At 72.3% G+C, this 24245-nt stretch carries 18 protein-coding genes; 6 read left to right on the top strand and 12 right to left on the bottom strand.

The genetic code is table 11. The features are described 5' to 3' along the window. The first annotated feature begins 92 nt into the window (after window positions 1-92). Window positions 93-1400 carry an MFS transporter gene (locus ACFWYM_RS19865; protein WP_384838401.1) on the top strand — a complete coding sequence of 436 codons (1308 nt, stop codon included), beginning with the start codon at window positions 93-95 and terminating at the stop codon, window positions 1398-1400. A 24-nt stretch (window positions 1401-1424) separates the two neighbouring features. On the opposite strand, the gene ACFWYM_RS19860 is transcribed toward ACFWYM_RS19865, so the two are convergent. The 5 genes from ACFWYM_RS19860 to ACFWYM_RS19840 form a co-directional block, all read right to left on the bottom strand. Beyond that, window positions 1425-2576, bottom strand: a complete 1152-nt coding sequence (locus tag ACFWYM_RS19860) for a serine hydrolase domain-containing protein (protein ID WP_384838398.1) — start codon at window positions 2574-2576, stop codon at window positions 1425-1427. Between the two features lie 107 nt (window positions 2577-2683). Further along, complete coding sequence (locus ACFWYM_RS19855; RefSeq protein WP_384838396.1) at window positions 2684-3172, bottom strand: thioesterase family protein; 489 nt, start codon at window positions 3170-3172, stop codon at window positions 2684-2686. Next, window positions 3169-4128, bottom strand: a complete 960-nt coding sequence (locus tag ACFWYM_RS19850; protein WP_384838393.1) for a 3-hydroxyacyl-CoA dehydrogenase NAD-binding domain-containing protein — start codon at window positions 4126-4128, stop codon at window positions 3169-3171. Before ACFWYM_RS19850 ends, ACFWYM_RS19855 begins: the two co-directional genes overlap by 4 nt. A 58-nt stretch (window positions 4129-4186) precedes the next feature. Continuing rightward, on the bottom strand, window positions 4187-5083 hold the full coding sequence (locus ACFWYM_RS19845; RefSeq protein WP_384838390.1) for a 3-keto-5-aminohexanoate cleavage protein: 897 nt from the start codon (window positions 5081-5083) through the stop codon (window positions 4187-4189). An 83-nt stretch (window positions 5084-5166) separates the two neighbouring features. After that, entirely contained in the window at window positions 5167-6081 is a 915-nt protein-coding gene (locus ACFWYM_RS19840; RefSeq protein ID WP_384838388.1) for a TetR/AcrR family transcriptional regulator, read from the bottom strand. 182 nt (window positions 6082-6263) lie between these two features. On the opposite strand from ACFWYM_RS19840, the gene ACFWYM_RS19835 reads away from it, so the two are divergent. Both ACFWYM_RS19835 and ACFWYM_RS19830 read left to right on the top strand, forming a co-directional pair. Beyond that, the gene (locus ACFWYM_RS19835) at window positions 6264-7340 is read left to right on the top strand and encodes a M20 family metallopeptidase (protein ID WP_384838467.1); all 1077 of its coding nucleotides are present in this window, start codon (window positions 6264-6266) and stop codon (window positions 7338-7340) included. A gap of 91 nt (window positions 7341-7431) precedes the next feature. Continuing rightward, window positions 7432-9663 (top strand): germacradienol/geosmin synthase, encoded by a 2232-nt coding sequence (locus ACFWYM_RS19830; protein WP_384838385.1) that lies wholly within the window; start codon window positions 7432-7434, stop codon window positions 9661-9663. Window positions 9664-9742: 79 nt separating this feature from the next. Here the strand turns inward: ACFWYM_RS19830 and ACFWYM_RS19825 are convergent, their stop codons facing one another. The 3 genes from ACFWYM_RS19825 to ACFWYM_RS19815 form a co-directional block, all read right to left on the bottom strand. Continuing rightward, window positions 9743-10939 carry a cytochrome P450 gene (locus ACFWYM_RS19825; RefSeq protein ID WP_384838382.1) on the bottom strand — a complete coding sequence of 399 codons (1197 nt, stop codon included), beginning with the start codon at window positions 10937-10939 and terminating at the stop codon, window positions 9743-9745. 243 nt (window positions 10940-11182) lie between these two features. Further along, complete coding sequence (locus ACFWYM_RS19820; RefSeq protein WP_384838379.1) at window positions 11183-12394, bottom strand: cytochrome P450; 1212 nt, start codon at window positions 12392-12394, stop codon at window positions 11183-11185. A 290-nt stretch (window positions 12395-12684) separates the two neighbouring features. Then, complete coding sequence (locus tag ACFWYM_RS19815; RefSeq protein WP_384838376.1) at window positions 12685-13584, bottom strand: ABC transporter substrate-binding protein; 900 nt, start codon at window positions 13582-13584, stop codon at window positions 12685-12687. A 256-nt stretch (window positions 13585-13840) separates the two neighbouring features. Here ACFWYM_RS19815 and ACFWYM_RS19810 point away from each other — a divergent pair, with 256 nt between their 5' ends. Further along, a complete protein-coding gene (locus tag ACFWYM_RS19810) occupies window positions 13841-15754 on the top strand; it encodes a potassium channel family protein (protein ID WP_384838465.1) in 1914 nt (637 codons plus the stop codon). Between the two features lie 57 nt (window positions 15755-15811). Here the strand turns inward: ACFWYM_RS19810 and ACFWYM_RS19805 are convergent, their stop codons facing one another. From ACFWYM_RS19805 to ACFWYM_RS19790, 4 genes are all read right to left on the bottom strand, one after another. Next, window positions 15812-16717, bottom strand: coding sequence for a metallophosphoesterase family protein (locus ACFWYM_RS19805; RefSeq protein WP_384838373.1), 906 nt, complete (start codon window positions 16715-16717; stop codon window positions 15812-15814). A 34-nt stretch (window positions 16718-16751) separates the two neighbouring features. Next, window positions 16752-18431 carry a cytochrome bc complex cytochrome b subunit gene (locus ACFWYM_RS19800; RefSeq protein WP_384838370.1) on the bottom strand — a complete coding sequence of 560 codons (1680 nt, stop codon included), beginning with the start codon at window positions 18429-18431 and terminating at the stop codon, window positions 16752-16754. A gap of 91 nt (window positions 18432-18522) precedes the next feature. Further along, window positions 18523-19305 carry an SDR family NAD(P)-dependent oxidoreductase gene (locus ACFWYM_RS19795; protein WP_384838367.1) on the bottom strand — a complete coding sequence of 261 codons (783 nt, stop codon included), beginning with the start codon at window positions 19303-19305 and terminating at the stop codon, window positions 18523-18525. A 109-nt stretch (window positions 19306-19414) separates the two neighbouring features. After that, on the bottom strand, window positions 19415-21688 hold the full coding sequence (locus ACFWYM_RS19790; protein ID WP_384838364.1) for an MMPL family transporter: 2274 nt from the start codon (window positions 21686-21688) through the stop codon (window positions 19415-19417). A gap of 227 nt (window positions 21689-21915) precedes the next feature. Between ACFWYM_RS19790 and ACFWYM_RS19785 the strand changes: the two genes are divergently transcribed. Next, entirely contained in the window at window positions 21916-22731 is an 816-nt protein-coding gene (locus ACFWYM_RS19785; protein WP_384838361.1) for a DsbA family protein, read from the top strand. 160 nt (window positions 22732-22891) lie between these two features. After that, the gene (locus ACFWYM_RS19780) at window positions 22892-24220 is read left to right on the top strand and encodes a CynX/NimT family MFS transporter (RefSeq protein ID WP_384838358.1); all 1329 of its coding nucleotides are present in this window, start codon (window positions 22892-22894) and stop codon (window positions 24218-24220) included. The last annotated feature ends 25 nt before the right edge of the window (window positions 24221-24245 follow it).

The raw sequence follows: 24245 nt of genomic DNA, 5'->3' as shown, positions 1-24245 counted from the left end.
TGAATTCACCGCTCCGGCGATGTGCGGGGGCCGGTTTGCTAAATGCGAATTACGGCTCGTGGGGAAGAGTTTGCGCACAGAACGACGGGGGGATGGTCGCGATCATGACACAGCACGACTCCGATGTGATCGACACCGTCCCCGCCCGGGACCGCCGCCCCCTACGGCAGTTGCTGGCCGCCTCGGTCGGCAATGCCGTCGAGTGGTACGACTGGTACGCGTACACCTTCCTGGCGACCTACATAGCCCGGGAGGTCTTCCCCAAGGGGTCCGGAAACTCGCTGGTGCCGCTGCTCTCCACGTTCGCCGTCTTCGCGGTGGGCTTCTTCATGCGGCCCGTCGGCGGGCTCCTGATGGGCGCGGTCGCCGACCGGCGCGGGCGCAGGGCCGCCCTGACCGTCACCATCCTGCTGATGGGCGGCAGCAGCCTCCTCGTGGGTCTCACTCCGACGTACGCGGCCGCGGGCATCCTCGCGCCGGTCGTTCTCGTCCTCGCCCGGCTGCTCCAAGGGCTGTCCGTGGGCGGCGAGTTCGCGGCCTCCACGACCTTCCTGGTGGAGTCCGCGGGGCCCGGTCGGCGCGGGCTCTTCTCCAGCTTCCAGTACGTCTCCACCAGCGCGGGCCAGCTCACCGCGTCGGGCCTCGCCGCGCTCCTGGTCGCCACGCTCAGCGACGGGCAGATGGACGGGTGGGGCTGGCGGCTGCCGTTCTTCGTCGGCGCGCTGCTCAGCCTCGTCGGCTTCTGGATCCGGCAGGGTGCGCACGAGACGCACCGGGCACCCGAGGACGAGGCCGCGCGCCCGGGCCTGTTCGACGCCCTGCGCAAGCACCCCCGGCAGTCGCTGCTGATCTGCGGCATCACGGCGGGCGGCACCATCGCCTACTACACCTGGACGTCGTACCTGCCGACCTATGCCGAGCTGAACACGGACATCAGCAAGAGCCAGGCGCTGCTCGCGGGCACGATCTCACTCGGCTTCTTCGCGCTGCTCCAGCCCCTCGGCGGGCTGCTCTCGGACCGCTTCGGGCGGCGCCCGCTGCTGCTCTTCTTCGGCATCGGCTTCGCCGTGCTGAGCGTGCCCCTGCTCAAGTCCCTCACGGGTTCGTTCACTTCTCTGCTGCTCGTGCAGTGCGCGGGCATGGTGCTGCTCACCGGCTTCACCTCGATCTCGGCGGCGGTGAACGCGGAGGTGTTCCCGGCGCGGGTGCGGGCGGCCGGCATCGGCTTCCCCTACTCGCTGACGGTCGCGCTGTTCGGCGGCACGGCCCCGTACATGGGCACCCTGTTCAAGGAGATCGGCTCCCCCGGGCTCTTCCCCTGGTACGTGGCCGTGCTCTGCCTCGCGTCGTCGGCGGTCTACCTGCGGCTGCCGGAGACCGCCCACAAGGAGCTGGACTGACGAGCCCGGCCAGGACGGGCCGGGTCAGGAGGTGAGCACGGAGACGATCCGTTGCGTCATGTCCTCGGCCGCGGCCACCGGCGTCGGGGTATAGGCAAGGACGAACCTCAGCCGCAGGTCGCGGGTGGCGAAGACGCGGGTGCGGTAGCCGAAGGTCTCGCCGGTCTTGCCCCACAGCGTCACCCCGTTCACCGTGGCCTTCTGCAGGCCCGTGCTGTAGCGGGCCGGGCCGCCGTCCAGCATCCGGACCGAGTCCGGTGGCAGGGTGAAGAGCTTCTCCGTCGCCCGAGGTGGCAGCAACGCGCCCGTGAACAGGGCCTCCTGGAAGCGGGTGAGGTCGTCGACGGTCGAGACCAGTTCGCCCTCGCCCCAGGAGCTCGACTGGTCGTAGACGGTGACATCGCTCAGCGATCCGTCGGTCATGCGCAGATAGCCGTGCACGTGGGAGCCGTGCAGCCGCGGGTCGGCGCCCGGTATCGACGTCCTCGCCAGTCCCAGGGGGCGCAGGACGCGGGCGTCGATCGCGGCGCCGTACCTCTGCCCCGTCAACTCCTCGACCAGCAGGGCGAGCAGCACATAGTTGATGCCGCGGTACTCCTGCCGGGTGCCGGGGCGGAACTTGAGCGGGTCGTGCGTCACCGTGCGGACCAGCTCGCGCGGTGTCCAGCGGTCGGACCGGTGGCGCAGGACGGCCTCGGGTGTGCTCAGGTCCGGCAGGCCGCGGTGGTCGGGGAGCCCACTGGTGTGGTCGAGCAGCTGTGCCACGGTGATGCGGGCGAAGGCGGCGGGCAGCAGCCCGGGGAGATACCGCCCGACCGGGGCGTCGAGCTCCACGCGGCCCTCCGCCCACAGCTGAAGGGCGACGGTCGCCACGAACGCTTTGGTGACGCTGCCTGCGCGGAACCGGTCGCCGGGGCGCGGGCCGCGCCCGCTCGCCGTGTCGGCCGCCCCCGCCGTCCCGTGCCAGCGGTCGGTGTCACGGACCGCCCGGAGCTGGGCCGAGGTGGCCTCCGGGTGCGCGAGGTCGGAGAGGGCGGCCCGCAGGGCGCGGGTGTCCAGCGGGCGGCGGCCCAGGCCGACCGCCGTGTGCGGCACGGCACTTCCCGCTGCCGCCAGCGCCGCGCCGGCCAGCGATCCGCGCACGAGCGAACGCCGTGAAAGCCATGAAGAGGTCATGGATCCCATGCTCCCCGGCGATCACGCCGCGCCCATCCGGGATGCCCCGGAGACGCACCCGGAGCCGACCCCGTACGCCCCTCAGGGTGTCCCCACCCTCACCGTCCTCAGGCCGTTCCCACCGCCACGATCGACCGCCCCGCCCACTCCGGCGCCGCCTCCACGCGTGCGGTGAGCCGCTCCCGTACGTCGTCCGGGAAGGGGGCGGAGCGGCCCGCCTGCTGGTCGACGTGGAGCGCGAGCAGCTCGGTGGTGGCCACCGGTGCGGCGTCCGGTGCGGGCTCGGCCGTCGCGTCCTCGACCACGTACATCTCGTGCGCGAAGCGGGCCTTCTTGGCGTCCGCGCCCAACAGCCGGGTGCGGACCGCGAGATGGGCGCCCTCGGGGACGTCGTTCAGGTACCGCACATGCGCCTCGACCGTGTAGAGCGAGCAGCCGGTGGACTCGCGGTAGCCCGCGTGCAGGCCGGTCTCGATCATCATGGCGTCGGTGGCGTAGCCGAAGACGAGTACGTAGAACGCCTCGCTCATGTGGCCGTTGTAGTCGATCCACTCGGGGCGGACCTGCCGGCGGAGCAGCGGCAGGGGCTCGGTCACTTCGTGCCTCCGTTCAGGCGTCCGGTGGCGCGCAGGACGTCGATGACGCCCTGGTCGCGCTCGGCCACGAGGTCGGCGATGGTGCGGCCGTCCGCCGCCTCGTCGCAGCCGGCGACCACGGCGTCGTAGAGCTGCTTGTCGAGTTCGGGGGCCTCAAGGCGCGTCCACGGGGACTTCAGGGACGGGCCGAAGTGGTCGAGCATGTGCGCCATGCCGCCCTCGCCGCCCGCGAGCGCGAAGGTGAGCATGGGGCCCATGAACGCCCAGCGCAGCCCCGGCCCCTCGGTGATGGAGTCGTCGATCTCCTTCACGGTGGCCTCGCCGTTGGCGACCATGTGCAGGGCCTCCCGCCACAGGGCCTCCTGGAGGCGGTTGGCGATGAAGCCGGGGACCTCGCGGTCCATGGTGATGACGGACTTGCCCGCCACCTCGTAGAAGCGCGACGCCCAGGCCACGGCCGCCTGGTCGGTGCGCTCGCCGCCGACGACCTCCACGAGCGGGATGAGGTAGGGCGGGTTGAAGGGGTGCCCGACGACGAGGCGTCCGGGGTCGGCCGCCTCGGTCTGCATGTCGGTCATCGGGTAGCCGGAGGTGGAGGAGGCGATGACGGTCTCGGCGGGCGCGGCGGCCGCCAGCTGCGCGAGCAGCTCGCGCTTGAGCTCGAGTTTCTCGGGGGCGCTCTCCTGCACGAACTGGGCGTCGGCGACGGCCTCTTCGAGGGTCGCGGCGACGGTGAGCCGGTCGCGGGACGCGCCGTCGGCGAGGCCCAGCTGGGTGAGCGCGGGCCAGGCGGCGTCGACGAGGCGGCGCAGCTTCTGCTCGGCGTCGGGGGCCGGGTCCCAGGCGGTGACGTCGTAGCCACGGGCCAGGAAGTGGGCGACCCAGCCGCCGCCGATGACTCCGGCGCCTATGCAGGCGACGCGGCGGACTTCTTCAGGGGGGTTGGTGCCGGTCATGGTGCGGTCCTCCGCGGAGTTCAGGGGTGGAGAGTTGAGGGGTGGAGAGCCGAGGAGGTCAGGAACGGGGCTTGAGGCCGAGCCGCAGGCGGGCCTCGTCCGGCGTAGCGACGCGCGAGCCGAGGTTCTCGGTGATCTGCACGGCGCGCTCGACGAGTTGGGCGTTGCTGACCTTGTTGCCCTTGCCGAGGTAGAGGTTGTCCTCCAGGCCGACGCGGACCTGGCCGCCGAGCAGGATGGACTGCGCGACCCACGGCATCTGCATGCGGCCGAGCGCGAAGCTGGCCCACTGGGCGCCCTCGGGCAGCATGTTGACCATGGACTGCAGGACGCCCGGGTCGGCGGGCGCGCCCCACGGGATGCCCATGCACAGCTGGAAGACGGTGGGGCTGTCGAGCAGCCCTTCCTCGATGAGCTGCTTGGCGAACCAGAGCTGCCCGGTGTCGAAGATCTCCAACTCGGGCCGCACGCCCAGCTCCTGGATGCGCCTGGCACCCTGGCGCAGCATGTCGGGCGTCGAGATGTAGAGGTTGTCGCCGAAGTTGAGGGAGCCGCAGTCGAGGGTGCAGATGTCGGGCAGCAGGTCCTCGACGTGCGGGAGCCGGTCGAGGCCGCCGACGAGGTCGGTGCCGGGCAGCTCGCCGAGGTCCTTGAGGGGCTGGGCGGGGTCGATGACGAGGTCGCCGCCCATGCCCGCGGTGAGGTTGATGACGACGTCGGTGCCGGTCTCCTTGATCCGCTCGACGACCTCGCGGTAGAGCCGCGGGTCGCGCGAGGGGTCGCCGGTCTCGGGGTCGCGCACGTGGATGTGCACGACGGCGGCCCCCGCCTCGGCGGCCTCGACGGCGGAGCCGGCTATCTGCTCGGGCGTGACGGGCACGTGCGGGCTCTTGCGCACCGTGTCGCCCGCGCCGGTCAGGGCGCAGGTGATGATGACGTTCTCGTTCACGGGCATGCGGAACTCTCCCTCGGGGGTGGGGTGTTGAGTGTGTGCTCGGGGTTCGCGGTCGGGTGTGCCGGTTTGTTCTCGTACGTGGGTCAGCGCGCCGTCAGGGTCGCGTCGACGTACTGGACGAGGGCCTCGTGCATGTCGTCGGGGCGGGTGCCGGGGGCTTCGGGGCCGCCGGCGAGCACCTGGGCGGCGAGGCCGTCGATGAGCGCGGTCAGGCGCAGCGCCGCGGCCTGCGGGTCGACGAGCCGGAAGGCGCCGTCGGCGACGCCGCGCCGGATGACGTCGGCGACCGTGGTGCGCCACTGGCGGTAGTAGTCGGCGTGCAGGCGCCCGACGGCGGTGGAGCGGGCGGCCTCCGCCCACAGGTCGAGCCAGACGCTCCACTGCGCCCGCTGCTGCTCGGTGCGCGGGATCTGCAGCTCGATCAACTGCCGCAGTTCGTCGGCCACATCGGCGGCCTCGGCGATCCGGACGGCTCTGCGTGCGGTGTCCTCGTCCATGCACCAGCGCACGGCGGCCTCCAGGAGGTCGTCGCGGCCGGGGAAGTGGTAGTGGATGGCGGCGGTGCTGGTGGCGCAGGCGGCGGCGATGTCCTGGACGCGCACGGCGTGGAAGCCGCGCTCGGCGATGAGCCGGACGGTCTCGCGCACGATCTGCAGCGCGCGCCCGCCCTCGGGAGCGGCGCCCCCTGGGGCCCGCGCACCCGTGCGCCCCGCTGCCGACACCGGCCCTGCACCCAGCCCTGCACCTGTCCCTGCCCCAGACCTGGCCCCAGACCCAGTCCCCGGGGCGCCCCCCACACCGAGCAGCCAGCCCGCGTCCACGCCGCCCTCGTCGGCGATGCGCGCGAGCTCGGCCGCGGTGAAGCGCCTGCTGCCGCCGAGGGAGCGCGAGAGCTTCGACGGATCCATGACGATCCGCCGCGCGAACTCGCGCTGGCTCACACCGGCGGCGGCGATGACCTCGCGGACGCGGACCGGGACCTCGGCGTCGTGCTGCATGGTCGGCCACGCTAGCCGGGCATTGTGCTCAACGCAATACGAGGCTCACACTCCCCTTTCGTGACAACGGATTGCGCTGCTGACTGGCACATCAGTCAGTGGCTCATCATCGGGTAAGTGCGTGCGCCCCGTACCCTGGCCGCGTGACCAGGCACCAGGCCGTCGGCGTGCGCGTCGACGCGATGATCGAAGACCTCAGGGCGCTCGTCGGGATCGAGTCGCCCTCGCGCGACCTCGACGCCCTCGCCACCTCCGCGAAGGCCGTGGCGAACGTCATCGAGAGCCGGCTCGGCGGGCGGGCGACGCTGGTGGAGAGTCCGGGCGGGACACAGGTGCGCTGGTCGGGCGGCGGGGAGCCGAAGGTGCTGATCCTCGGCCACCACGACACGGTCTTTCCGCTCGGGACCCTGGAGCGGCGCCCGTTCACGGTCGCGGACGGCAAGGCGACCGGGCCCGGCGTCTTCGACATGCTGGGCGGCCTCGTGCAGGCGGTGCACGGGCTCGCCGCGCTCGACGACCTGGCGGGCGTGGAGATCCTGGTGACCGCCGACGAGGAGGTCGGCTCCCGCGCCTCCCGCGCGCTCATCGAGGAGCGGGCCCGGGCGTGCGGCGCGGTGCTGGTCTTCGAGGGGGCCGCCGACGGGGGCGGCCTGAAGACCGGGCGCAAGGGGTGCGGGACCTTCGAGGTGACCGTGACGGGGCGAGCCTCGCACGCCGGGCTCGAACCCGAGGCCGGGGTCAACGCCCTGGTCGAGGCGGCCCGTCAGGTCCTGGACATCGCGGCGCTCGGCCGCCCGGAGATCGGCACGACCGTCACCCCGACCGTCGCCTCCGCGGGGACCCTCGACAACGTGGTGCCCGCGGCGGCGAGCATCGTCGTCGACGTGCGCGTGGAGTCGGCCGCCGAGAAGGACCGGATCGAGGCCGCGTTCGCCGCGCTCACCCCGCATCTGGACGGGGCCCGGATCTCGGTCGAGGGTTCCGTCGGGCGGCCGCCCATGCCCGAGTCCGCGTCGGCCGGGCTCTTCGCGCTGGCCCGGCGGCTGCTGCCGGGCATCGAGGGCGTGGCCGTCGGCGGCGGCAGCGACGGCAACTTCACGGCCGCGCTCGGCGTGCCCACGCTCGACGGGCTCGGCGCGGTCGGGGGCGGCGCCCACGCCGACCACGAGTACCTGGTGGTCGACGCGATGGCCGAGCGGGCGGACCTGGTGACGGGTCTTGTTCGAGCGATCCAGAACGAAGATCACGCAATGGTGTGACAAGCGGTCGCCCACGGCGTCGACGGGTTTCGCGCGGGACATGCTCGGGGCTGCCCGTTCACCACCACGCCCCGCGAGGAGAGACCGCGACATGTCGCAGCCCTTCGAACTGCCCGACTTCTACCTGGTGCACCCCGCCCGCCTCAACCCCCATGTGGAAGAGGCCCGGCAGCACTCCAAGAAGTGGGCGCGCGGCATGGGGATGCTGGAGGGGTCGGGCGTCTGGGAGGAGCGCGACCTGGACGCGCACGACTACGCCCTGCTGTGCGCGTACACCCACCCCGACTGCGACGGCCCCGCGCTCTCGCTGGTCACCGACTGGTACGTGTGGGTCTTCTTCTTCGACGACCACTTCCTCGAACTGTTCAAGCGCAGCCAGGACCGCACGGGCGGCAAGGCGTACCTGGACCGGCTGCCCGCGTTCATGCCGATGGACCCGGGCACACCCGTGCCGGCGCCGGAGAACCCGGTCGAGGCGGGCCTCGCCGACCTCTGGGCGCGCACGGTCCCGCACATGTCCCCCGCCTGGCGGGCCCGGTTCGCACGCAGCACGGAGAATCTCCTCAACGAGTCCCTGTGGGAGCTCTCGAACATCAACGCGCACCGCGTGGCCAACCCCGTCGAGTACATCGAGATGCGCCGCAAGGTCGGCGGCGCCCCCTGGTCGGCGGGGCTCGTGGAGTACGCGACGGGCGCCGAAGTCCCGGCGTCCGTGGCCGGATCGAGGCCCCTGCGCGTCCTCAAGGACACGTTTTCGGACGCGGTGCACCTGCGCAACGACCTGTTCTCGTACCAGCGCGAGATCGAGGATGAGGGCGAGCTCAGCAACGGCGTGCTCGTCCTGGAGACCTTCCTCGGCTGCACCACGCAGGAGGCCGCCGACACGGTCAACGACATCCTGACCTCGCGCATGCACCAGTTCGAGAACACGACGCTCACCGAACTGCCGCCGCTCTTCGCGGAGAAGGGCCTCACGCCGCACGAGTGCGCGGACGTCCTCACGTACGCGAAGGGGCTGCAGGACTGGCAGTCGGGCGGGCACGAGTGGCATCTGCGCTCCAGCCGGTACATGAACGGCGGTGGTGCGGCGGCGCGTTCGGGGCTGCCCGCGCCCACCGGCCCGGGCACGTCCGCCGCCGGCGTGCGGGCGCTGCTCGCCACGGTCGGCGCCGAGCGGCTGCGCGCCCACACGCACACGCCCTTCCAGCGCGTGGGCCCGTCACAACTCCCCGTCTTCGACATGCCGTTCACGACCAGGCTCAGCCCGCACCTGGACGCCGCCCGCCCCCGCTGCATCGCGTGGGCCGACGCGATGGGCATGCTCCGCCCCCAGCCGGGCGTGCCCGCGTCGGGCGTCTGGGACGCGCGCAGGCTCGCCGGCTACGACTTCCCGCTGTGCGCCGCGGGCCTGCACCCCGAGGCCGACCCGGCGGCGCTCGACCTGGGCTCGCACTGGCTCACCTGGGGAACGTACGGGGACGACTACTACCCGGTGGCCTTCGGCAGGACCCGCGACCTCGCGGGGGCGAGGCTGTGCAATGAACGGCTGCTGCTCCTCATGCCGTTGGCCTCGTCCGGCGGCGAGACCCCTGCGCCGCTCAACGCCCTGGAGCGGGGCCTGGCCGATCTGTGGGCGCGCACCACGGCCACCATGGACGAGGCGGCACGGCGCACCTTCCGGGAGTCCGTGGAGGTGATGCTCGACAGCTGGCTGTGGGAGCTGGACAACCACGCGCGGCACCGGATCCCGGACCCCGTCGACTACATCGAGATGCGCCGCAGCACCTTCGGCTCCGACCTCACGCTGAGCCTCGCCCGCCTCGGCCACCCGGTCGGGATCCCGCCGGAGGTGTACGGCAGCGGCCCGGTCCGGAACCTGGAGAACGCGGCGATCGACTACGCGACGCTGACCAACGACCTCTTCTCGTACCAGAAGGAGATCGAGTACGAGGGCGAGCTGCACAACGGCGTCCTGGTCGTGCAGAACTTCTTCGGCTGCGACTACCCGACGGCCGTCGGCGTCATCGACGACCTGATGCGCTCCCGGATGAGCCAGTTCCAGCACGTCGCGGCGCATGAACTGCCGCAGCTTTACGAGGACTTCGGGCTGTCCGAGGAGCATCGCGCCGTCCTGGACGGCCATGTGCGGCAGCTGCGGAACTGGATGGCCGGGATCCTCACCTGGCACCGCTGCTGCCGCCGCTACCGCCAGGAGGACCTCGGCCACCGCCCGCTGCCGCTGCCGTCGGGCCCCGGCACGGAGGTGGTCCGCCCGGCGTGGCTGCGGCAGTGGGGCGCCGCCTCGGAGCAGCTGTCCGCGTGAGGCCGGTGAGGCGCCGCCCGGGTCTGCCGTTCACGCGCGGGTGTGCGTCTGCCGCTCACAGCGGGTGTGCATCTGCCGCTCACGCGCGGGTGTGCAGCGGCAGGCTCTTCACCCCCGTGAGGTGCTCGGCCTGCATGAACGCGGGCGGCGTCGCGGGGTCCGTGCGCAGCACCGGGAAGCGGTCGAGGAGGATGTCCATGACGATCCGGCCCTCAAGTCGGCCCAGGGGCGCGCCCAGACAGAAGTGCACGCCGCGGCCGAAGCCGAGGTGGGCGTTGGGCGTCCGCGTCGGGTCGAAGACGTCCGGGCGCTCGAACTGCCGCGGGTCGCGGTTGGCCGCCGACAGCCAGAGCATGATCATCTGCCCCGGCGGGATGCGCCGGCCCCCGACCTCGACCTCCTTGGTGGCGCCGCGCAGGGCGAGCGTGAAGGGGCTCAGGAAGCGCAGCGACTCCTCGATGACGCCGGGGAGCCGGGAGCGGTCCGCGCGCAGCAGGGCGTCCTGTTCGGGGTTCGCGTCCAGGCAGAGGACGGTGTTGCCGATGAGCATCGTGGTGGTGATGTGCCCGGCGACCAGGAGGACGTTGGCGAAGTTCACCACCTCGTTGTCGTTGAGCCGCTGCCCGTCGATCTCGGCCTCGACGAGCTTCGTCAGGAGGTCCTCGCGCGGGCTCCTGCGGCGCTCGGCGACGTGCCCGCGCAGATAGTCGAGGAGCTTCATGGACTCCGCCATCTGCACTTCGAGGGCGCGCTCCTGCTCCTCGCCCCGCTCGGTCTTCAGGAGTTCGTCGGATGCCTCCATCGCGCGCTCGACCCAGCCCCGGAAGAGGTCGCGGTCGGAGGCGGGCACGCCGAGCAGCTCGGCGATGACGATCACGGGCAGCGGGTAGGCGAGGTCGCCGACGAGCTCGATCCGGTCCTGGCCCTGTACCTGGTCGAGGAGTTGGTGGGTGAGCTCGGCGATCCGCGGTTCGAGGGCGGCGATCATCTTCGGGGTGAAGGCGCTGCTGACCAGCTCGCGCAGCTTCTGGTGGCCCGGCGGGTCCATCTGCAGGACGTTGCCCTCCATCAGCGCCGGGTCGACCTCGACGGAGAGGAGCCCAGCGGTGTTGGACGAGAACGTCACCGGGTCCGCGAAGATCTCCTGCGCCTCGTCGTAGCCGTAGACGTTCCACATCTGGGCCTGCTCGTCGAACTGGACGGGGTGCTCGGGTCGTTGGCCGTGCAGCCAGGTGTGGTGGGGGTGGATGGCCCACTGTTCGGCGAGGGAAGTCATCGGGCTTGCCCTTTCATGCGTGCGGTACACGAGGGGGCGAACGCCGTGCGGACGTGCGCACAGCGTTGCATATGCAGGCACCGTACGAGAGAGGCATGCACGTGCGCACGCCTCGCAAGAAGGGAAAGTTGATTTCCGGACAGCAGAATCCCGGGGTCGCTCGATGCGCCCCCGGGAACGGCCAGTTGGCGCGGATCCGGCCGGCCGGCGTCATGGCCGGATCCGCACGCCGATGCGCGCCGCCTAGGCGGTCGTGATCAGCGGCAGGTGCTTGGCACCCGTCATGTGGTCGGCCGCCAGGAAGGACGGCGGCGTCGCGGGGTCCGTGCGCAGCACCGGGAAGCGGTCGAGGAGGATGTCCATGACGAGCCGCCCCTCCAGGCGGGCCAGCGGCGCCCCGAGGCAGAAGTGCACGCCACGGCCGAAGCCGAGGTGGGGGTTGGGCGCCCGCGTCGGGTCGAAGACGTCGGGGCGCTCGAAACGGCGCGGGTCGCGGTTGGCCGCCGACATCCAGACCATGATCATCTTGCCGGGCGAGATCCGCTGCCCCGCGATCTCCACCTCCTCGGTGGCGCCGCGCAGGGCGAGCGTGAAGGGGCTCAGGAAGCGCAGCGACTCCTCGATGACGCCCGGCAGCCGCGAGCGGTCCGCGCGCACCAGCGCGTCCTGTTCCGGGTGGGCGTCGAGGCAGAGCACCGTGTTGCCGATCAGCATCGTGGTGGTGATGTGCCCGGCGACCAGCAGGATGTAGGCGAAGTTCACGATCTCGTTGTCGCTGAGCCGCTTGCCCTCGCCCCCGGCCTCGACCTGGACGAGCCGCGACAGCAGGTCCTCGCGCGGGCTCTTGCGGCGCTCGGCGACATGGCCGCGCAGATAGTCGAGCAGCTTGTTGGTCTTGTCCATCTGCTCCTCGTAGGCGCGGTCCTCCTCCTCACCCCGCTCGGTCTTGATCATCTCGATGGAGTTCTCCATCGCCGCCTCGACCCAGCCCCGGAAGAGGTCCCGGTCGGAGGCGGGCACGCCGAGCAGCTCGGCGATGACGATGATGGGCAGCGGGTACGCGAGGGCGCTGACCAGCTCGATCCGGTCCTGCCCCTGCACCTGGTCGAGCAGCTCGTTGGCGAGCCGGACGATCTTCGGCTCGAGGTCGGCGACCACCTTCGGGGTGAAGGCGTTGCTGACGAGCTTGCGCAGCCTGGTGTGGCCGGGCGGGTCCGTCAGCATGATGTTCCCCTCCATCAGCGAGGCGTCGACCTCGACGGAGAGGAGACCGGTCGTGTCGGAGGAGAACGTCATCGGGTTGGTGAGGATCTCCTGCACCTCGTCGTACCCGTAGACGTTCCACATCTGGGCCTGCTCGTTGAACACGACCGGCTGCTCGGGTCGCTCCCCGCGCAGCCAGGTGTGGTGCGGGTGGATGTTCCACTGGTCGACGAGGCTGGTGACGGTGGTCATCGGGCAGTTCCTTCCGTACGTGCGGAGAACGAGAGGCCGAACACTGCACGCCGATGCGCACACGTTCATTCCTGGTGGAGCCGCTGTACGGGACCGTAGGCCGCCGCGTTCACCTCGCAGGACGGACAAAACAGACTCGGGACAGGAAGCGGAAAGTCCGCATGAGGGCCGGGTGCCGGGCGCGGCGCTCCACGGTGGCCTCCGGTTCCGCGGCGCGACAGCCTCCGCTGTCGGGGCGCGGCCCGCGTCGCGCCCGGGCGGCCGCGGACCACGCCCTCCGGCCCGAGGTCTCAGGCCGAGCCGCGCTTGTCCCGGAGGATCTCCAGGGCGTCCGCGACCGAGCGCAGGAAGGCCGCGTACGCCGTCTCGCTGGGCGGCAGTTCGGGGTTCCAGGGCTCCCGCAGCGAGCGCGCGGTGAGCTCCCGCCACGCGGGCAGCTCCTCGAGCTCGGCGGGCGGCGTCGCGTTGCCCCGGCTGTCCGCGAGGACCAGGTCCGCACCCAGGTCCAGGGCGCGGTCCCACGTCGTCGTCAGCCAGTTGGCCCCGCCACCGGGGCCGGGGTCGGCCAACTGGACGCCCAGGCCCGCGAGATGGCGCAGCTCCGGCCAGGCTTCGGGGCGCGCCAGGTGCACCTGGTCGCCGCCCGCGGCCGACAGCACCAGGACGCGCGGCGACTGCGTCCCGGAGGCCGCGGCCCGCACGGCACTCTCGGCGGCGGTCAACTGCGCCCGACCGCCCGCGGCTTGGGGCTCACCGGGCTCGCCGAGCGCGGCCGCGAGCTCGGCGAAGCGGGCGAGCAGGCCGGTCAGGGTGACGTCGCCGCCCACCGCGAGGGCGAGGACGGGCAGCCCGGCGGCGCGGGCGGCGTCCTCGTCCACCGCGTAGGTCCGCTCGCCGTCATAGGTCACGTCGACCACGAGGTCGGCGTCCGCCGCGCGCAGCGCCGCCGCGTCGAGCCCGGCCCCGGCACCGAGATACGGAACCCGGAGCGGTCCCATCTCGCCCGCCTTGACGGGGTCGGGTCCGGCCCCGTCGTGGCCGGACCCGTACACCCCGGCCGGGGGCCGCCCCAGGTCCCACAGCGCCGCGCCCGCCCGTATGTAGGCCAGGACCCGTTCGGGGCGCCGTGCCGTGCGCACCGTCTGCCCCCGGTCGTCGGTGAACTCCCACGTCGTCGTCGCATCCGCCATCAGCAATCGCCTCCCGGACCGGCCTGTTGAACGTCGAACTCACCGTATCCGAACGGCACTTGGGTAGGTGACTGCTACACCGTCCGCCGCCAGGGCGACGCGTCCGACCTGCCACAGGGGCGGCCGCCTGCGACGACGGCCGTGCCCGCGCGGGCGCGCCGCCGGGAACCGCCACCCCCGCTGCGGCATCTTCGACCATGTGTCCTCCGCTACCGCACTCCCCCCACCCCGCGCCCCGTTGCCCCTGACCGGGCACATGGTCGTCTGCGGCGCGGGCGCCCTCGCGCACCGGCTCGCCGCCGAGCTGCGCGGGGTCTACCGCGAGCAGGTCGTGCTCGTCGTGCCGCCCGCGCGTCCCGCCCCCGCGGCCGGACGGGCCCGGCGCACCACCACGACCGCGCTCCTCGGCCGCATCACCGCCGCCGTCACCGCCCGCACCACCGGCAACGGGAACGGAAGCGGAACGAACGGCGGCGAGAGCGCGGACGAGCTCGCGCCGCGCGTGATGGAGGCCGTCGAGCTCTCCGACGACGTGCTCGCCGAGGCCGGGCTCGCACAGGCCGCCGCCCTCGCGCTGGTCCACGACGAGGACGAGACCAACATCCGGGCCGCGCTCGCCGCCCGCCGCATCAACCCCCGCCTTCGCCTGGTGATCCGGCTCTACAACCGCAAGCTCGGCCAGTATCTGGAGGAGCTGCTCGGGCAGGCAGCCGCGGTCGCGGGCCTGGACGTGGGTGACGCCTCGGTCACCGTCCTGTCCGACGCGGACACGGCGGCCCCGGCCCTCGCGGCGACCGCCCTCACCGGGACCCACAAGGTCGTGCACGCCGACGGGCTGCTGCTGCGCGCCGTGGAGCAGCCCCCGCCGACCGCCGCGGGGCGCGGCGCCCCCGGCATCGCCACGCTCGCGCTGCTCTCGGCGACCGCCAACGACCCGGCGGGCGCGGAGGGTTCGGCCGACCCGAGCGGCGACACCGGCCCCCGGCTGCTCCCCGACGACGCGACGGTGGCCGCCGACACGACCCGGGGCGCCCTGGTCCTGCAGACGGTCGCGTACGAGACGCCCTCCTCGGGCGGGGGCCGCTTCGCGGGCCGCGGCGTGCCCTTCGGCTCGCTCTTCTCGCGCCGCCTGCGCTGGTCGCTCGCCGGACTCGTCGGCGCGGTCCTCGCGATGGCGATTGCCTCGATGGCCACAGCGGGCGACAACCCGCTGCACGCCACCTATCTGACGCTGCTCGACTTCTTCGCCATCAACGACCCCGCGAAGGACGAGGACGCCGCCCGCAAGGTGCTCCAACTCCTGTCCGCCCTGGTCGGGTTGCTGCTCCTGCCGGTCATCTTCGCCGCCGTCCTGGAGGCGCTCGGCACCTTCCGCTCGGCGTCCTCGCTGCGCCGTCCGCCGCGCGGCCTCTCCGGCCACGTGGTGCTGCTCGGCCTCGGCAAGGTCGGCACCCGGGTGCTGGCCCGGCTGCGCGACCTCGACATCCCCGTGGTGTGCGTGGAGGCCGACCCGGAGGCGCGCGGTGTCTCGCTCGCGCGCCGCCTTCGCGTGCCCACCGTCATCGGCGACGTCACCGAGGAGGGCGTCCTGGAGGCGGCGAAGATCCACCGGGCGCACGCACTGCTCGCCCTCACCAGCGCGGACACCATCAACCTGGAGGCCGCGCTGATCGCCCGCTCGGTCAGGCCCCGGCTCCGGGTGGTCCTGCGCCTGTACGACGACGCGTTCGCGACCGCCGTCTACCGCACCCTGCGCGCCGCGCATCCGCACGCCCTGACCCGCAGCCGCAGCGTGTCCACGCTCGCGGCCCCGGCGTTCGCGGGCGCCATGATGGGACGTCAGATCCTGGGCGCCATCCCGGTCGAGCGCGCGGTGCTGCTCCTCGCGGCGGTCGACTGCGCGGGCCAGCCGTCCCTGGTGGGCCGCAAGGTCTCCGAGACGTTCCGGCCGGGTGCCTGGCGGGTGCTCGCCCTGGACACCTCCGAGCGGGACGCGGCCGCCGAGCACTCCCGCACCTCGGCCCGCTCCCCCGGCCTGACCTGGCAGCTCGACCCCGACTACGTGCTGCGCCCGCAGGACCGCGTGGTGATCGCGGCGACCCGCCGGGGCCTGGCCCAGCTGCTCGCGCACCGGCCGGAGACGACGTCGCGGCAGGACTCCGGCCAGTAGTAAGGGAGTTGAGGAGCCGCAGTACGGGAGTCGGGGAGCCGCCGCGGCCGCGGGAGCTCAGTCGTTCCAGCGCGCCCCGGCCGGGAGCGCGGGCAGGATCGGCCGCAGGCCCGGCCGCGGGTGGCGCTCCCGCCGCCACTCGCGCGGGTAGCCGACGGAGACCTCCTCGAAGCGGACGCCGTCGTAGCGGGTGCGCCGGGGGATGTGGAGGTGGCCGTAGACGACTGCTTCGGCGCGGTACTTCAGGTGCCAGTCGGCGGTCAGTTCGGTGCCGCACCAGAGCGCGAACTCGGGGTAGTGCAGGACGTCGGTGGGCTCGCGCCGCAGCGGCCAGTGGTTGACGAGGATGCTGGGCAGCCCGGGGTCGAGCCCGTCGAGCCGCTCCTGGGTGATCCGCACCCGCTCACGGCACCAGGCGTCCCGGGTGGGGTGCGGGTCGGGGTGGAGCAGGAACTCGTCGGTGCAGACCACGCCGGACTCGTGGGCCGCCGCCAGGGCGTCTTCCTTCCCGTGCGTGCCGGTGGGCCGGAACGTGTAGTCGTAGAGCAGGAAGAGGGGTGCCACGGTGACCGGGCCGCCCGCGCCGCGCCACACCGGGTAGGGGTCCTCCGGGGTGACGGCGCCCAACTCCCGGCACAACTCGACGAGATGGCGGTAGCGGGCCTCGCCGCGCAGCTGGACCGGGTCCCCCTTGGGCGTCCACAGCTCGTGGTTGCCGGGCACCCACACCACCTTGGCGAAGCGGCTCGTGAGGATCCGCAGGGCCCACTCGACGTCGGCCATGGTCTCCGCGGTGTCGCCCGCGACGATCAGCCAGTCCCCCTCGCTCCGCGGCCGGAGCGTGTCCAGGAACTTCTTGTTGTCGTCGTGGGCGACATGCAGATCGCTGATGCCGAACAGCGTCGGCCCCTGCGGGGAGTCGCCGTGCCGTCCCGGTCCGTCCGCTGCGTCTCTGGATGCCATCACCCTTGCGAGGCTATCCCGATCTCCGCCCCGGTCAGTGGTGAGTCCCCTCACCCCGGTGCACCTGCAGGTACTCCTCGGCGGTGGGCTTGGCCACCTGGGCGCCCGGCCCGTACATGGCCTTGGCGAGCCGGGCCCGCAGCCGCATGCCCCGGGTCACCGGGCGGGCCACGCCGTGCTCGTCGACGAGCGGACCGACCTCGTACGGCGTGATCTGCTCATGTGCGGTCAGGGTGTACAACTCGGCCTGGGTGAGCGGCTCGTGGACCTCCACGTACTCGCCGTGCGGCAGCCGTTTGATGAGTCCGCTCTCCCTGCCGTGCAGCGCCTTCTCGCGGTCGCGGCGCTGCAGTCCCAGACAGAACCGGTGGGTGACGAAGAAGGCGAGGGCGGGCGCGACGAAGACGGCGATGCGCACGAACCACGTGATGGCGTTGATGGACAGCCGGAAGTGGGTGGCCCACAGGTCGTTGCCGCCGCCGATCATCAGGACCCCGTACAGGGTCAGCCAGGCCACGCCGATGCCGGTGCGCACCGGGGCGTTGCGGGGCCGGTCGGCGATGTGGTGCTCGCGTTTGTCGCCGGTGACCCATGCCTCGACGAAGGGGTAGACGGCGATCGCCGCCATGATGAGCGGGAAGAGCATGAAGGGGATGAAGACCCCCAACTCGGCGGTGTGGCCCGCGATGTTGATCTCCCAGCTGGGCATCACGCGGATCAGCCCTTCCGAGAAGCCCAGATACCAGTCGGGCTGGGCGCCGGTGGAGACGAGGTCGGGCCGGTAGGGCCCGATCGCGAACACCGGGTTGATGGTGGCGACCGCGCCCATGATCGCGAGCACCCCGAAGACCAGGAAGAAGAAGCCGCCCGCCTTGGCGATGTAGATGGGCAGGAAGGGCGCCCCGACCACGTTCTTCTCGGTCCTTCCGGGCCCGGCGAACTGGGTGTGCTTGTGGTAGAAGACCAGGATCAGATGGGCCACCACGATCCCCAGCATGATGCCGGGCAGCAGCAGGACGTGGATGGGATAGAGGCGCGAGATGATGTCGTGCCCGGGGAACTCCCCGCCGAACAGGAACATCGCCAGATACGTCCCCACGACCGGGATCGACAGGATGGCGCCCTGCGCGAAGCGGATGCCGGTGCCGGAGAGCATGTCGTCGGGAAGCGAGTAGCCGGTGAGCCCCGTGATCAGGCCGAGCATCAACAGGGTCCAGCCGAACAGCCAGTTGATCTCGCGCGGCTTGCGGAAGGCGCCGGTGAAGAACACCCGCATCATGTGCACGAGCATCCCGGCGACGAAGACGAGGGCCGCCCAGTGGTGGATCTGCCGGATGAGCAGCCCGCCGCGCACCTCCATGCTGATGTCGACGGTGGACTCGTAGGCCCGCGTCATGGTGATGCCCTTGAGCGGGACGTACGAGCCGTCGTAGACGACCTCGACGCCGCTGGGCTCGAAGAACAGCGTGAGGTAGATGCCGGTGAGGATGAGGATCAGAAAGCTGTAGAGACAGATCTCGCCGAACATGAAGGACCAGTGGTCGGGGAAGATCTTGCGCATCTGGGCCTTGGCCAGGGTGTTGATCCCGAGGCGGCCGTCCGCCCAGTCCGCGAGCCGCTCACCTCTTCCCGGCTTCCCCGGCCTCCCGCGCGGCTCGCCGTCCTTCCCGTAGGGCTGCTGTGCGCTCCGGCTCCGCTCGCTGCGTCCGCTCATGCGACCCCCTCAGGCGGATTTCAGAGTAGGTCCGCCGGGCGGTCCGGCCAACAGGGCGTACGCCAGGGAAAGTTGACCTTGGCGACCCTGCTTACGCGGACTCCTTCACCACGCTCCAGCCGCCGTCCACGAGGAGGCTGGTGCCGGTGATGTACGAGGCTTCGCCGGCCGCGAGGAACGCGATGGCGGCCGCGACCTCCTCGGGCGTGCCGAACCGCCGCGCCGCCGTCCCGGCCACGCTGCGCTCCCGGTCCGCCTCCGGAACCTCGTCCCAGGCGGCGGTCAGGATGGGGCCGGGCAGGACGGCGTTGACCCGCACCCGGGGCCCGTACTCGACGGCGAGCTGGCCGCAGAGCGAGAGCAGCGCGCCCTTGCTCGCGGCGTAGGCGGGATGGCCCGGGATGCCCTTGTGGGCGTGGACGGACGAGGTGAGGACGACGGCGCCCTCGTGGGCCGCCAGGTCGGGCAGGGCGGCGCGGAAGCCGAGGAAGCTCCCGGTGAGGTTGACGTCGAGCTGCCGGCGCCAGGAGTCGGGGCTGAGCTCGTGGGCGGGGGCGACGTCCTTGGTGAAGGCGTTGCTGACGAGGACGGAGACGGGACCGAACTCGTGTGCCGCACCGATGAGTTGATCCCAGTCGTCGGCGGCCGCGACATCGGCCCGTACGGACCGGGCGCGCCCGCCCGCGTCCCGGATCCGGGCGGCGACGGCGTCACCGCGGGCGGCGTTCAGGTCGGCGAGGACGACGGCGGCGCCTTCCTGGGCGAGGCGCTCGGCGGTGGCGGCGCCGATGCCGGAGGCGGCTCCGGTCACGACGGCGACGCGGCCGGTGAAGCGGCCGGCGGGGTGGCCTGCGGGGCGGCCTGCGGTGGGCATGGGGCGGGCTCCTCGGTGCGGCGGGGGTGCGGATGCCCGAACTCTGCCAAACCCACGGCCCGGTGACCCACCGAGTCACCGGGCCGCGCGTCGGCTCACCTGCTCACACTCAGTGAACGGGCTCGCGGTAGCGCTCCTGCTCGGGCACCACCCAGTGCTGCCCGCCGTGCGCCGCGCCCTGCGGCGGGTCGAGGCGGCGCAGCCCCTCGCCCTCCACGTCGACGTTCGGCAGGATCGCGTTCACCCAGCGCGGCAGCCACCAGGCGCCCCTGCCGAGGAGCGCGAGAACGGCCGGCACGATGGCCATGCGGACCACGAACGCGTCGAAGAGCACGGCGATCGCGAGGCCGAAGCCCATCATCTTGATCGTGTCGTTGTTCTCCATGATGAAGCCGGAGAAGACGCTGATCATGATGAGCGCCGCGGCGCACACGACCCGGCCGCTGTGGCCGAAGCCGGTGACGATCGCGTCCTTGGGGTGCGCCCCGTGCACGTACGCCTCCCGCATCCGGGTCACGAGGAAGACCTCGTAGTCCATCGCGAGGCCGAACATGACGCCGATCATGAAGATCGGCATGGTGCTGACCACCGGACCCGGCTGGTCGACGCCGAACACGTCCTGCAGCCAGCCCCATTGGAAGACGGCCACCACGGAGCCGAGCGCGGCGGCCACCGACAGGATGAAGCCGAGCGCCGCCTTGAGCGGGACGAGGATCGACCGGAAGACCAGCATCAGGAGCAGGAAGGCCAGGCCGACGATGAGGCCGAGGTACGGCAGCAGCGCGTCGTCCAGGGTCTTCGAGAAGTCGATGAACAGGGCGGTCTGGCCCGTCACGAGGATCTCGGAGCCGGTCTTCGCCTCCAGTGAACCCGCTTCGGAGCGGATGGACTTGACCAGGTCCCGCGTCTTCTCGTCGCCCGGCGCGGTCTTCGGGACCACGCTGATGATCGCGGTGTCACCGCTCTTGTTCACCTGGGCGGGGGCGACCTGCTGCACCCCGTCCCGGGCGGCGAGCGCCTTGCCGACCTGGTCCGCGGCCTTGGCGGCGCCCTTGCCCGCGGTGTCGACGGTGACGGTCAGCGGGCCGCTGAACCCGGCGCCGAAGGAGTCGGCGAGGATGTCGTACGCCTTGCGCTGGGTGGTGTCCGGCGCATAGGTGCCCTCGTCCGGGAGTCCGAGTTCCAGGCTGGCCGCGGGCACCGCCACCGCACCGAGACCCACGACGCTGAGGAACAGGATGGACAGCGGGCGCCGCACCACGAAGTCCGCCCAGCGCGCGCCGAGCACCGGCTTGGTGCGGGCGGCGGCCTTGGCGAGCTTCCGCTGCTGGCGCGCGGAGAGCGGCTTGCCCGCGTACTTCTTGCGGTCCCTGCGGCGCAGCACCTTGAAGCGGGCCATGCCGAGCAGGGCCGGGACCAGGGTGATGGCGATGAGCACGGAGACGGCGACCGTACCCGCGGCCGCGAGGCCCATCTTGGTGAGCAGCGGGACGTTGACGACCGCGAGGCCCGCGAGGGCGATGACGACCGTGAGCCCGGCGAAGACCACCGCGGAACCCGCCGTTCCGGTCGCCCGGCCCGCGGCGTCCTCCGGCTGGCGCCCCTCGGCGATCTCCGCGCGGTAGCGCGAGACGACGAACAGCGCGTAGTCGATGCCGACCGCGAGGCCGATCATCATGGCGAGCGTCGTGGTGGTGCTGGACAGGCCGAGCGTGGAGCCGAGGGCGGTGATGCCGCAGATGCCGACGCCCACGCCGATCAGGGCGGTGATGAGCGGCATGCCCGCGGCGACGAGCGAGCCCATCGTGAGCAGCAGGATGACGAAGGCGATGCTGACGCCGATCTTCTCGGCATTGCCGCCCATGGCCGCCTCGACCTCGACGGCGTCACCGCCGGTCTCGACGGTGAGACCCGTGCCGCGGGCCCGGTCGGTCGCCTGGGTGAGCGCCTCGTGCGCCTTGTCGGTCAGCTCGGTGCCGAGGACCTTGTAGGTGACGGAGGCGTACGCGGTGGTGCCGTCCTTGCTGACGGCCTTCGCCGCGAAGGGGTCGGCGACACCGGCGACCTGCGGGCCCTTGCCCAGCTCGGCGACGAGCTTGTCGACCTTGGCCTTCTGCTCGGGCGCGGTGATCTTCTCGCCCTTGGGCGCGCGCACGACGACGCGCGCCGTGCCGCCGTCCGCGCTCGCCGCCGGGAACTTCTGCTCCAGGAGGTCGAAGGCTTTCTGGGATTCGGTGCCGGGCATCGCGAAGGTGTCGGCGGGCGGGGCGGGCGCGGCGGAGGCCGCGTAACCGGCCCCGCCGAGGACGAGCACCCACAGCAGGAGCATCAGTTTTCGCCGCCGGAAGGCCAGGCGGCCCAGTTTGTACAGGAAGGTAGCCACGACGAATGGACTCCCGTCGATCGTGGGGAAACGGGCATGAGCGAACAACGAGAGCACGTTAACAAACCAGCATGCCGGTTTTATAGACAGAGTCCGGACAGGCCGTCAAAGATGGCTGATTCACCAGGGCCTCATGGCGGATCCCGCCCCCCACCCATGCCACCGAAAGGGTGTCCCGCCGGAGCCGCCTCGCGGGACGGGCCGCCGCCCGCACCGATCCTGCGGGGGTGAGAGACGACAGCTTGCAGGAACAGCAGACCGGCCGCGGTGCGTGGCTCGCGGCGGAGATGGCGCGGATCGACGCCCGGCAGCGACGGCGCCGGGTGTTTCTGGTCGCCGCCGGAGTGGCGGGCGCCCTGGGCCTCGGCCTGCTGACACTCGCGTACGGGGGCAAGGGCGCCGACGACGCGGAGCAGGAGGCCGGGACGAGCGCGACACAGCAGGTCTCGCCGCCCGGCGGCGCCGCGGGCAAGGACGGCTCACTCATCCCCGTCGGCAACGCCAAGGCCCCCGCGACGCTCACCGTCTGGGAGGACTTCCGCTGCTCACCCTGCGGGGACTTCAACAAGACGTACCGCAACGTCCTCCACGAGCTGGAGAACAGCGGCCAGTTGAAGACGGAGTACCACCTCACGTCCCGCACGGACGCGGGGCAGGAGGCCCGCGGGGCGCTGCGCGCCGCCAACGCCGCGGCGTGCGCCCAGGACGCCGGGCAGTTCACGCCGTACCACGACATCCTCTTCGCCAACCAGCCGGCCGAGGCCGCGGGCGCCGCCTACGACAACCCCCAACTCCTGCGCCTCGCGGGCATGGTGACCGGCCTGACCGACGACAAGTTCACTCGGTGCGTCAACGAGGGCGCGCACAACGGCTGGGTGGCGAAGTCCAACCAGGCGCCCACACAAGGGAGTTCGGCCACCGGACTGACCGTGCTGCTCGACGGGGAGCCGGTGCACCCCGCGCGGGCCGGTGAGCCGATGACGCCGGACAGCCTGCGGCAGTGGGTCACCGAGGCGGGTCAGCGGGCGGGCGGCGCGCACTGACGGCGGGCCAGGGCGTCGGCGAGGTCGTCGCGTGGGTGCGCTCGCGCGCTCACACATCCAGATATCCCATAGATGAATCCACGATCTCGCCACGGATCCCGGCATCCGCCGCCACCAGGCAGTCTTCGTCGCCCAAACATGGGATGTTACGTTGGCGGGCATGCCTCAAAGTGCCAACCGATCCGCCCCCGTCGGGGGTGCCCCGCTGCTCGCGGCGGGTGTGCTGCTCATCGCCATGAACCTGCGTCCCGGCGTCGTCTCGGTCTCGCCGGAGCTGGACACGATCCGCCACGACACCGGCCTGAGCTCCTCGCTCGCCGGGCTCCTCACGACGCTGCCGATCCTCTGCTTCGGCCTGCTCGCGCCGCTCGCCGCGCGGCTCGCCCGCCGCATCGGCATGACCCGGGCCCTCGGCGCGCTGATGCTGCTGCTCACCGCGGGCATATCCCTGCGCCTCGCGCCCGGCATGGTCGCGCTCTTCGCGGGCACGACGCTGCTCGGGGCGGCGATCGCGCTCTCCAACGTGCTCGTGCCGAGCGTGATCAAGCGGCACTTCCCGGAGCGGACCGGCCTGATGATGGGCCTCTACTCCGTCGCCCTGTTCTGCGGCGCGGCGCTCGCCGCCGGGGTCACCGTGCCCGTCGGGGACGCGCTCGGGCTCGGCTGGCGGGGCGCGATCGGCGTCTGGGCGGTCCTGTCGGCCCTGGCGTTCCTGCTCTGGCTGCCCCAACTGCGCCACGGGCGCGCACAGGAGGCCCCGCTCCCGGCCGCAGCTCCGGCGGACCCGGCGGACCCGGCGGACCCGGCCGCGGCATCCGGGCGGCCGCCGCTGCGCCGCTCCCCCCTGGCCTGGCAGATCACCCTGCTCATGGGCCTGCAGTCGCTGGTGTACTACGCCTGCGCCGCGTGGATCCCGGCGCTGCTCACCGACAAGGGCATGGCGAGCGCCGAGGCGGGCTGGATGCTCTCCCTGATGAGCCTCGTCGGCATCACCGGCTCGCTCGCGTTCACGGCGCTCGTCGGCCGCGTCCGCTCCCAAGTCCCGTTCGCCGTCTGCGGATCCGTGCTGTTCGCCGCGTCGCTCGTCGGCCTGACGATCGCCCCGGTCGGCGGCGCGTACGCCTGGATGATCATGCAGGGCTTCGGCAGCGGGCTGCTCATCTCCACCGCGCTCGCCGTCATCGTGCTGCGCGCCCCGGACAGCGCGCGGGCCGCGGAGATGTCCGGCATGGCGCAGGGCGTGGGCTATCTCCTCGCCGCCGCGGGCCCGTTCCTGCTCGGCGCCCTGCACGACGCGACGGGCGGCTGGACGGTGCCGCTGGTGCTGCTCACGGTGCTGTGCGTGCCCATGGGGATCGCGGGGGTGGGCGCCGGCCGGGTCCGCCACCTCGACGGCGGACCGGCGGCGGGCGCCGGGGAGCCGTGCGCTTCCGGCCCGGCGGCCGCCTCAACTCCCGTACCCTCGGGGGGCAGCAGGCACATGCCGTGAGAGATTGCGGCCACAGTCGAGGGGG

The organism is Streptomyces sp. NPDC059009, from assembly GCF_042740175.1.
Lineage (GTDB): Bacteria > Actinomycetota > Actinomycetes > Streptomycetales > Streptomycetaceae > Streptomyces.
The sequence above is the reverse complement of the archived record's forward strand: the minus strand, read 5'-3'. Positions and strand labels throughout refer to the sequence as shown.